Raw genomic sequence first — 8,804 nt, 5'->3', positions numbered from 1 at the left:
TGGCTCGATAGCTCAGTCGGTAGAGCAGAGGACTGAAAATCCTCGTGTCCCTGGTTCGATTCCTGGTCGAGCCACCAGGTATGGCGCTATAGCCAAGTGGTAAGGCAGAGGTCTGCAAAACCTTTATTCCCCGGTTCAAATCCGGGTGGCGCCTCCAAAAAATCCTACAAGATTACTTGTAGGATTTTTTTTATTTGAAAATTATCTTTTTTTGAATAAGTAAATCATCATCAGAAAGGAATTCGAATGATGAGCCTATTGGTATAGTTATATTAGGATAATCATGACCTATAGGAACGCCTTGAATGATAGGGATATTCAAGGGAAGTAATTTTTGTTTTATAATCTCATCTATTGAAAAATCAGTATCTTTATTTATACAATCAGTAAAATGTCCTATCATTATTCCACAAAGCTTTTGAAGTTTTCCACAGGATATTAATTGAGATAACATTCTATCCACAGCATAAGGACTTTCATTAACATCTTCAATAAGTAAAATATTATCTTTAAAGTCTATTTCGTATGGGGTTCCGATTGTAGAGCAAATTATAGATAAGTTCCCTCCAACTATATTACCTTTACAATTTTGTTTATTCCATACTAGATAATTATCTCCACAGATATCTTTCAAGTTGTATATTATTTTAGAGTTTTTATGTGTAAAAACCCTTAAAAAATACTCTTTAGTCATGATATCATCAAAATTTGAAGTTATCATTGGACCATGAAATGTAGCAAACTTACAAGTTTTACTAATATAATTTAATAATAAAGTGATATCACTATATCCACATAAGGGCTTAGGATTACTTTTTATAAGTTTTATATCTAAATAGGAAACCATTCTAATTGATCCATATCCACCTCTAAGACAAACTATAGCATCTACTTCATTATCAGCAAACATGGAATTAAGATCGTCTGCACGATCTTTATCAGCTCCAGCTAAATATCCATAAGAATTATATAAATGTTTACCTTTTTTTATTTTAAACCCTAGCTTTTTAAATATATCAATTTTTTTATCTATAAGTTCTTTAGATTCTGGCGAAGCTGGAGCAATAATACCAATAGTAGCAGAATTATTTAATGACTTTAACTTTAACACTATATACACCTACTTAAAATTATTTATATGTAAATATACTCTAAAAAAAATAAAGCTAGTACTTATAACTAGCTTTATTTCTATGAAAACATATCTTTTCTATATAATAAGTATGCTGCACCAAAGGTTAATATTAAGGTAATAATCATTGTAATTTCAAAACCATATTCATTATTAATTAGTGGCATTTTTATAAAATTCATTCCAAATATACCACCAATAACAGTAGGTATTGCCATTAATATTGTAACAGAAGCTAAAACCTTCATAACTATATTTAGGTTATTTGAAATAACAGAAGCAAAAAAGTCCATTGTACTTGCAAGAATATTGCTATATATTTCAGTCATTTCAATGGCTTGCTTATTTTCAATTATAACATCTTCTAGAACATCTTGATCTTCCTCATATTTTTGCATTATATCTAGCTTTAGCATTTTTTCAAGGGTAATTTCATTTGCCTTAAGCGATGTAGAGAAATATACTAATGATTTCTCTAATGAGTGCAGTTGAATAAGTTCTCTATTTTTCATAGATTTATGCAATCTTTTCTCTATCATTAAACTTTTTTTATCTATTTGTCTTAGATAAATTAAGTAGGAATTCGATATTTTATTTAAAATTTGCAATATAAATCTTGATTTCTTAAATGAATAAAATGATTTCACTTTACCGTTTATAAAATCAGTTAAAATGCGACTATTTTTTAGGCAAACTGTTATAAGTTGCTTTTCAGTATGAATAATTGCTAAAGGATACGTATCATATGTAAGAGAATTATCTTCCATTTCGGTAAATGGGATATCTACTACAACTAATAAACAATTATCTTCTATATCTATACGAGAGGTTTCTTCATCATCTAATGGAGCTTTTAAAAATGATAATGGAACACCAGTCTTCTTTGAAATTAAAATTAATTCTTCATCAGAAGGCGCTATAATATTAATCCAACAACCTGGCTCTAGATTATCAAGAATTTTCAGTGATGGATTTTGTTCACTAATACTTTTATAAATTTGTATCATAATTAACCTCCTTAGGTAAGTTTCAAAGATAATTATACTATTAATATGCTTGTTTGTACTATGATAAATAAATTTTTATTTAAAAAAATAATTGGTATAGATAAATGAAGATATTAAAAGAAAAGATGTATATTTAGAAAGTAATCTGATTTAATCAAAAGAGAGGATAAAAATAAGCTTGTTAATTATTAAATACTAATGTGGATAAAAGTATAAATAATTAGTATAATCACAATATTGCTTAGACGAAAAGAGTAATGTCTTAATGGGGGATAAATAGAAAATGATGCATAGGGAAGTTGTTGCTAAAAAGAGGATACCAGTTATTTCAATGATCTTATTTATGATAACAGCTACATTATATTTAGGAGAAGCGATAGAAAGATCTAAGTATAATACACATATAATTGGATATATATTTAATGTTGCGCTGGTATTAGTAACTATAGTTTTAATTGTTAAAGAAATTAGAAGTTGTTCAGTATCCTATAAATATGCAGTAATAGCAGACAAGCTTATAATAAATTTAATTAATAATAAAGAAGAAAGAAATTTAGAAAGTATAAGAATGTCTGATGTACTATATATAGGTGAAAGATCATCTATGCCTAAGGAGTATCAATTTTTAAAAAAATCAAAAAAGTACTTATGTAACAGAATCAATTCAAAATCATATTATTGTATTTTTAAAAATGGAGATAGAATTGAAAAGATTATATTCCAACCAAGTGATAAATTTATTAATAAGATAATAAAGCACGGAGAGTTGAAATGTAGATTGTTAGAAAGAAAAGTTATATAATAAATGGCTCTATATAGAAAAATAGACTCTATATAGAGTCTATTTTTTATAAAATTCATTTTTTACTTCTGCCAAAAGATTTTCATTTAATATGATATCATATCCAGTAAATGATAAAGATAAAGCTGCTTTCATAGCCTCATCAAAGGCATAATCAGATATTGTAGCCTTAGCAAATTCTTTTGTACCATACCTTATGCTATCATCCGTAACTATTGAAATATAAGGATGAATGCAAGGAACCTTTTTACTAACAATACCTAAGCTTAATCCAGAATGAATATCCCTTGGACCAGAAATATTTATTATACCATTTTCCTTTAAATTATGGCTAAACAATCTATTTAAAGTTCTATTGGTTATTAACTCTTCATTTTCAGGTTCGTATAAAGAAAATGAATATTGAACTCGTATAAGTTTTGAGACATAAATTGCAATTTCTTTTAGCTTGCTTTCTGCAATTTTAGCCATATCCATTTCTTTAGCTCTTATATAAAATTTAGCTTCAGATTCTAGTGGTAATAGTAAAGGAGTAAACCCTCCATTAGATAATATTGAGTTTACCTCCACGTCTTCAGGAAATCCTTTTAGTAATGAATTTAAGATATTAAATGTTAAAAGAATACCATCTAACGAAGTATATGAGCCCTTATTTAAAAAGCTTAGACCGCTATGTCCTATAAATTTTATACTTAATGGTATTATAGCAGATGAGCTACCACTTTCTGATGTTATAGTATCTGGATGTGCAACTAAAACAACATCAATATCATCAAATACACCTTGTTTTACCATAACGGATTTTGTTCCACCTAGATATTCACCAGGGCAACCTATTATTATTATGGTACCACCTATTTTTTCGATAATAGAGCTTAGTGTTAAAGCAGCAGCAATTGAAGTTGATGTTAATAAGTTATGACCAGTTAAATGTCCTTCGCCCGGAACAGCATCATATTCACATAAAAAGCATATTTTAGGATGACCACTTCCTTTAGATGCATAGAAGGATGTTTTTAAGTCTAAGAAATCCTTTTTTACTGTAAAATCATGATCGTTTAAGAAGTTACAAATATAATTATAACTATTATATTCATTGTAGCTTTCTTCAGGATTATTATATAAATAATCATTTAATTTCTTTATATCATCTTTATTTTTTTCTAGATAACAAATCATTTCTTGTTTCATATTATATTCCTCCCAAATTATCTTGTTTTTAACTTTCCCTTAAATGCAAATAATTATTTATCAAATAGTTAATATATTAATTTAATAGACAGTAAATTAAAAATACACATTTAATATTCTATATAAGTGCAAATTAATGATTTATATAAATATTCTTATTCCAATGCTCACATAGATTAGCTATAAACCATTTTTGCAATCAGATATAATTTTTTTGAAAGTATAGAAATGCTATTATTTGGTGAGAATTATAATAAAATTATTATAAAAGGATGGGATAGTATGGATTTATTAATAAAAGGAATAGATAAAAATGAAAATAAATGTAAGGTTTGTGGAAAAGAAGTATATAGTGATATAATTATAGAAAAAAGCTTATTATGCCATTATTGTAATGACAAGATATCAACAATGACTGTTGATGATTTTGAGTACAATTTTTATAAAGATAGAATAAGAGAGTGGCTATTAAGCAACTATAATTTTAAATAACATGAGGTATAAATAAATGGACAAAGGAAAATTCATAGTATTTGAAGGTGGAGACGGATCTGGTAAAAGCACAATATTGGACATGGTATATAATTACTTGATAGAGAACAATATAGAGTGCATTAAGACAAGAGAACCAGGTGGAATTAAAATATCAGAAGATATACGAGAAATAATACTAGACACTAAGAATACAAAAATGGACAGTAGAACTGAAGCATTGCTATATGCTGCTGCTAGAAGACAACACTTAGTTGAAAAAGTTATTCCTGAAATTGATAGAGGAGCTATAGTATTATGTGATAGATTTATATATTCATCACTAGCTTATCAAGGATATGCTAGAAATATAGGGATAGATGAAATATATCAAATAAATAAATTTGCAGTAGGTGAATATATGCCAGATTTAAATATATTATTTGATATATCACCAGAAATAGGATTAGAGAGAATAAACAAAAATAAAGATAGAGAAATAAATAGATTAGATTTAGAAAAAATGGATTTTCATAATAATGTAAGAGAGGGATACCTTAAATTATATCAGCAAAACAAAGAGAAATTTATGAAAATAAATGCAGAAAAATCAATAGAAGAAGTTTTTAATATTGTAAAAGAAATAATTACTGATTTTATTAAATAAAATGTATTGAGAGAGAAAAATTTTGAGCAATTTATATATCTTTTATGATAGAATGTTATTATAGGAGTATAATTTTATTGGAGGGGTTAATATGAAATTAGTAATAGCTATGGTACAAGATGATGATGCTTTAGATTTAGTAGATGCAATCACAGAGGCAGGCTTTAGAGTTACTAAGTTAGCATCAACTGGAGGGTTTTTAAAATCAGGAAATACAACCTTAATTATAGGTGTTGAAAAAGATAAAGTTCAAGTAGTTATAGATGTTGTAGAAGATGTTTGTAAAACTAGGAAACAAGTTATAACAACACCAACCCCTATTACAGGAAATGTTGATATGTATATGTCATACCCTATAGAAATTGAAGTTGGGGGAGCTACTATATTTGTTATAGATGTAGATCAATTTATTAAAATATAATTACATTGGAGGGTGTAATGGGACAATTTATTGGACACGAAAGAATAATTGATAGTTTTAAAAAAAGAATAGAAAAAAATGAAATTTCCCATGCACATATAATTGTAGGAGAAGACGGAATTGGAAAGAGCAATTTAGCTAAGATATTGGCTAAAAGTATATTAGGTGTACATGAAAATAGAAATTCTATAGATATTGTAAATTATAGATCTAAAAAATCATCTTTTGGGGTAGACGATGTAAGAGAAATAGTTGATGAAATAAATAAGAAGCCATTTGAGAGTGATAAAAAAGTTATTATAATTTATGATGGAAATAAATTGACGGTACAAGCACAGAATGCTCTTTTAAAGACTATAGAAGAACCACCAAAAGGTGTTTTTATTATTTTATTATGTGAGAGTCTAGAGCTTATTTTAGATACTATAAAATCAAGATGCCAAGTATATAAGCTAACTCCATTGACAAAGAATGAAGTTAAGTTTTATATAGAAAGCTTAGGCATTGATGATTATAGTATTGATGAAATTAAAGCAGCTATTGCATATAGTGAAGGAATCCCAGGAAAAGCTGAGGATTTTCTAAGGGATTCCTCATTAAAAGATTTAAGAAATATATTAATTGATTTATTATATACATTAGTTAATGGTAATACGAAAAATCTTTTAGATTTTGAAGATAAGATATTATCATTTAAAGATAGAAAAGAAGAAATACTGAACATTTTAGCCTCCTTTATAAGAGACATAATTGTCTATAAAGAAATAAGCGATACTAATGGAATAATAAATGGGGATAAAATAGAAAATATAAAACAATTAGCTATTGAAATGTCCTATAAGAGGCTTAACAAAATAATCGATAAGATTGGAGAAGCTAGGGTAACATTATTAAGTAATTCTAATTTTCAATTAACGATTAGAGTAATGCTTATAGGTTTTATGGAGGTTTAAATAATGATAAAAGTTGTAGGCGTAAGATTCAAGAAAGCCGGTAAAATATATTATTTTGATCCAAGCGATTTAAATGTAAAAAAAGGCGATTTTGTTGTTGTAGAAACAGCAAGAGGAATAGAGTTTGGAGAATGTGTTATTGGTATTAAGGAAATACCAGAAACTGATATAGTGGCACCGTTAAAGAGTGTTATAAGGGTCGCAGAAGAAGAAGATATAAATAAACATAAGGATAATAAAGTAAAGGAAAAAGATGCTTTAGATATATGCCTAAAGAAAATAGAAGAACATGGATTAAATATGAAGTTAATAGATGTGGAATATACTTTTGATAATAATAAAGTCATATTCTATTTTACAGCTGATGGAAGAGTAGATTTTAGAGAGTTAGTAAAGGATTTAGCAACTATATTTAAGACAAGAATAGAGTTGAGACAGATAGGGGTCAGAGATGAAGCTAAAATGTTAGGAGGACTAGGACCATGTGGAAGACCATTATGTTGTTCTACATTCCTAGGAGACTTTGCATCTGTATCTATAAAGATGGCAAAGGAACAAAATCTATCTTTAAATCCAACGAAGATATCAGGAATATGTGGCAGGTTAATGTGTTGTTTAAATTATGAGCAAAGCACATATGAAGATATAAGAAAGAGATTACCTAGAGCAGGATCTATCGTTTCTATAGGCAATGCTACTGGTGAAGTTGTAAGTAATAGTACTGTTAAGGAAAGTGTGAAAGTAAAATATAGAAGAGGCGATGAGGAAGTAGTAGAAGAATTTAAAATAGATGATATTGAGCTTGTTGAAGGTAGCTATGAAGATTCAGTAGATGAATCAGACATAAAACTAGAAATAGAATCACCAGAAGATAAAAAATTAATAAAAGATCTTATAAAGGATAATTAAAGGGGGAAAGCTTAATGAAATCACTATTAAAGGTTGCTAATCTTAATACAAATGATGACGTTATTAGCATAAGAGAAGCTGTGGCACATAACGAAGGGGTTATTGCTTGTGAAGTAAGTTTATCTAAAAAAGAAGTAAGTGTAGTATATGATGATAAAAGCATAACTGAAGATAAAATAATTATATCCATTGAAGAAGTAGGATATAGTATAATCTAAATTGAATAAGGTAAAATATCATATTATATAAATTCTTCTTAAGTCTTTAAAAATCTAAATGCTTATGATAAAATAGATTGTGAAATAAATTCATAATATTAGGAGGTGCTTTTTATGGCATTCAAAATAGAAGATTCATGTGTAAACTGTGGTGCTTGCGCTGCAGAATGTCCAGTTAATGCTATAAGTCAAGGAGATACTCAATTCGTTATCGATGAAGACACTTGCATAGATTGTGGAAACTGTGCAAATGTTTGTCCAGTAGGAGCTCCAGTACAAGCATAATTTACATAAAGAACCGCTAATTATAGCGGTTCTTTATTTTTATGCAGATAATAGTATTACAGAGCATCTATCTTTAAAAGATAAATCATTAGAATATATGGTATTTGTATTATAGGATAAAATATTTTTTAATGAAGATAAAAATTTATGAGGACCATCTAAATAAAAATATTCAGAAGACGTTTTGAAGAACATTGGAATTATATATTTAGGTTTTAAACTTAAGGCCAGTTTGGCAGCAGAAAAGCCATCTAAACAAAAATGACCACCTATTGGAATGAATAAAAAATCTAAATTAGTTAGCTTATTTAATAATTCATCATCCAACTGATGACCTAAAGAGCCAAGATGACAAATTTTAAATTCATCTATATTTAATAAATAAATTATATTTTCACCGCGTTTATATCCATAAAAGTCATCTTTAAATGTTTTATATCCCTCTAAGCTGACAAAATGATTTGAATATGAACAAGCTGAATTTATTATTATACAATTTTTATCAACATGCTCATTAATAATTTCATTATTATGAGTATGACTAAATGTAATTATATCAGGATTCAAATCATATTTTTCTATATGAGGATATATTTGCATTGGATCTAAAAGAATTCTTTTACCAGTAGAATTTTTTATTAAAAAACTTGTATTACCAATCCATTTGATTTCCATATTTAATCACCTCTCAATATATAGTTTGGATAAAAAACGCAATATAATTCGCTTTTATTTTAGAAAATAAAAT

The 8,804-nt window shown here is 27.4% G+C and carries 12 protein-coding genes and 2 tRNA genes; 10 read left to right on the top strand and 4 right to left on the bottom strand.

Features of this window, described 5'->3' with window-relative positions:
- The first annotated feature begins 1 nt into the window (after position 1).
- Both J7M87_RS13700 and J7M87_RS13695 read left to right on the top strand, forming a co-directional pair.
- Positions 2 to 77, top strand: a tRNA-Phe gene (locus tag J7M87_RS13700).
- 5 nt (positions 78 to 82) lie between these two features.
- Positions 83 to 157: transfer RNA gene (locus J7M87_RS13695), tRNA-Cys, on the top strand.
- Positions 158 to 190: 33 nt separating this feature from the next.
- On the opposite strand, the gene J7M87_RS13690 is transcribed toward J7M87_RS13695, so the two are convergent.
- Together J7M87_RS13690 and J7M87_RS13685 are read right to left on the bottom strand one after the other, a co-directional pair.
- Entirely contained in the window at positions 191 to 1,111 is a 921-nt protein-coding gene (locus tag J7M87_RS13690; RefSeq protein WP_291651637.1) for an LD-carboxypeptidase, read from the bottom strand.
- An 80-nt stretch (positions 1,112 to 1,191) separates the two neighbouring features.
- The gene (locus tag J7M87_RS13685; RefSeq protein WP_291651635.1) at positions 1,192 to 2,139 is read right to left on the bottom strand and encodes a magnesium transporter CorA family protein; all 948 of its coding nucleotides are present in this window, start codon (positions 2,137 to 2,139) and stop codon (positions 1,192 to 1,194) included.
- A gap of 283 nt (positions 2,140 to 2,422) precedes the next feature.
- On the opposite strand from J7M87_RS13685, the gene J7M87_RS13680 reads away from it, so the two are divergent.
- Positions 2,423 to 2,941: a hypothetical protein gene (locus J7M87_RS13680; protein ID WP_291651633.1), complete on the top strand. Its 519-nt coding sequence runs from the start codon at positions 2,423 to 2,425 to the stop codon at positions 2,939 to 2,941.
- Between the two features lie 39 nt (positions 2,942 to 2,980).
- Here the strand turns inward: J7M87_RS13680 and J7M87_RS13675 are convergent, their stop codons facing one another.
- Positions 2,981 to 4,132, bottom strand: coding sequence for a M20 family peptidase (locus J7M87_RS13675; RefSeq protein WP_291651631.1), 1,152 nt, complete (start codon positions 4,130 to 4,132; stop codon positions 2,981 to 2,983).
- 282 nt (positions 4,133 to 4,414) lie between these two features.
- On the opposite strand from J7M87_RS13675, the gene J7M87_RS13670 reads away from it, so the two are divergent.
- The 7 genes from J7M87_RS13670 (at position 4,415) to J7M87_RS13640 (ending at position 8,056) form a co-directional block, all read left to right on the top strand.
- Positions 4,415 to 4,624 (top strand): sigma factor G inhibitor Gin, encoded by a 210-nt coding sequence (locus J7M87_RS13670; RefSeq protein WP_291651629.1) that lies wholly within the window; start codon positions 4,415 to 4,417, stop codon positions 4,622 to 4,624.
- A gap of 16 nt (positions 4,625 to 4,640) precedes the next feature.
- Complete coding sequence (gene tmk / locus J7M87_RS13665; protein WP_291651627.1) at positions 4,641 to 5,270, top strand: dTMP kinase; 630 nt, start codon at positions 4,641 to 4,643, stop codon at positions 5,268 to 5,270.
- Positions 5,271 to 5,361: 91 nt separating this feature from the next.
- The gene (locus J7M87_RS13660; protein WP_291651625.1) at positions 5,362 to 5,691 is read left to right on the top strand and encodes a cyclic-di-AMP receptor; all 330 of its coding nucleotides are present in this window, start codon (positions 5,362 to 5,364) and stop codon (positions 5,689 to 5,691) included.
- Positions 5,692 to 5,708: 17 nt separating this feature from the next.
- Complete coding sequence (locus J7M87_RS13655) at positions 5,709 to 6,644, top strand: DNA polymerase III subunit delta' (RefSeq protein WP_291651623.1); 936 nt, start codon at positions 5,709 to 5,711, stop codon at positions 6,642 to 6,644.
- A gap of 3 nt (positions 6,645 to 6,647) precedes the next feature.
- Positions 6,648 to 7,553 (top strand): stage 0 sporulation family protein, encoded by a 906-nt coding sequence (locus J7M87_RS13650; RefSeq protein WP_291651620.1) that lies wholly within the window; start codon positions 6,648 to 6,650, stop codon positions 7,551 to 7,553.
- A 14-nt stretch (positions 7,554 to 7,567) separates the two neighbouring features.
- Entirely contained in the window at positions 7,568 to 7,771 is a 204-nt protein-coding gene (locus J7M87_RS13645) for a heavy-metal-associated domain-containing protein (RefSeq protein ID WP_008681254.1), read from the top strand.
- Positions 7,772 to 7,885: 114 nt separating this feature from the next.
- Positions 7,886 to 8,056, top strand: a complete 171-nt coding sequence (locus J7M87_RS13640) for a 4Fe-4S binding protein (protein WP_008681251.1) — start codon at positions 7,886 to 7,888, stop codon at positions 8,054 to 8,056.
- Between the two features lie 39 nt (positions 8,057 to 8,095).
- Here the strand turns inward: J7M87_RS13640 and J7M87_RS13635 are convergent, their stop codons facing one another.
- Entirely contained in the window at positions 8,096 to 8,731 is a 636-nt protein-coding gene (locus J7M87_RS13635; protein ID WP_291651616.1) for an MBL fold metallo-hydrolase, read from the bottom strand.
- Positions 8,732 to 8,804: the final 73 nt, after the last annotated feature.

The sequence above is a fragment of the Clostridium sp. genome, from assembly GCF_017888565.1.
GTDB lineage: Bacteria > Bacillota > Clostridia > Clostridiales > Clostridiaceae > Clostridium.
Note: the sequence above shows the minus strand (reverse complement) of the source record. Positions and strands in the feature narration are given on the sequence as shown.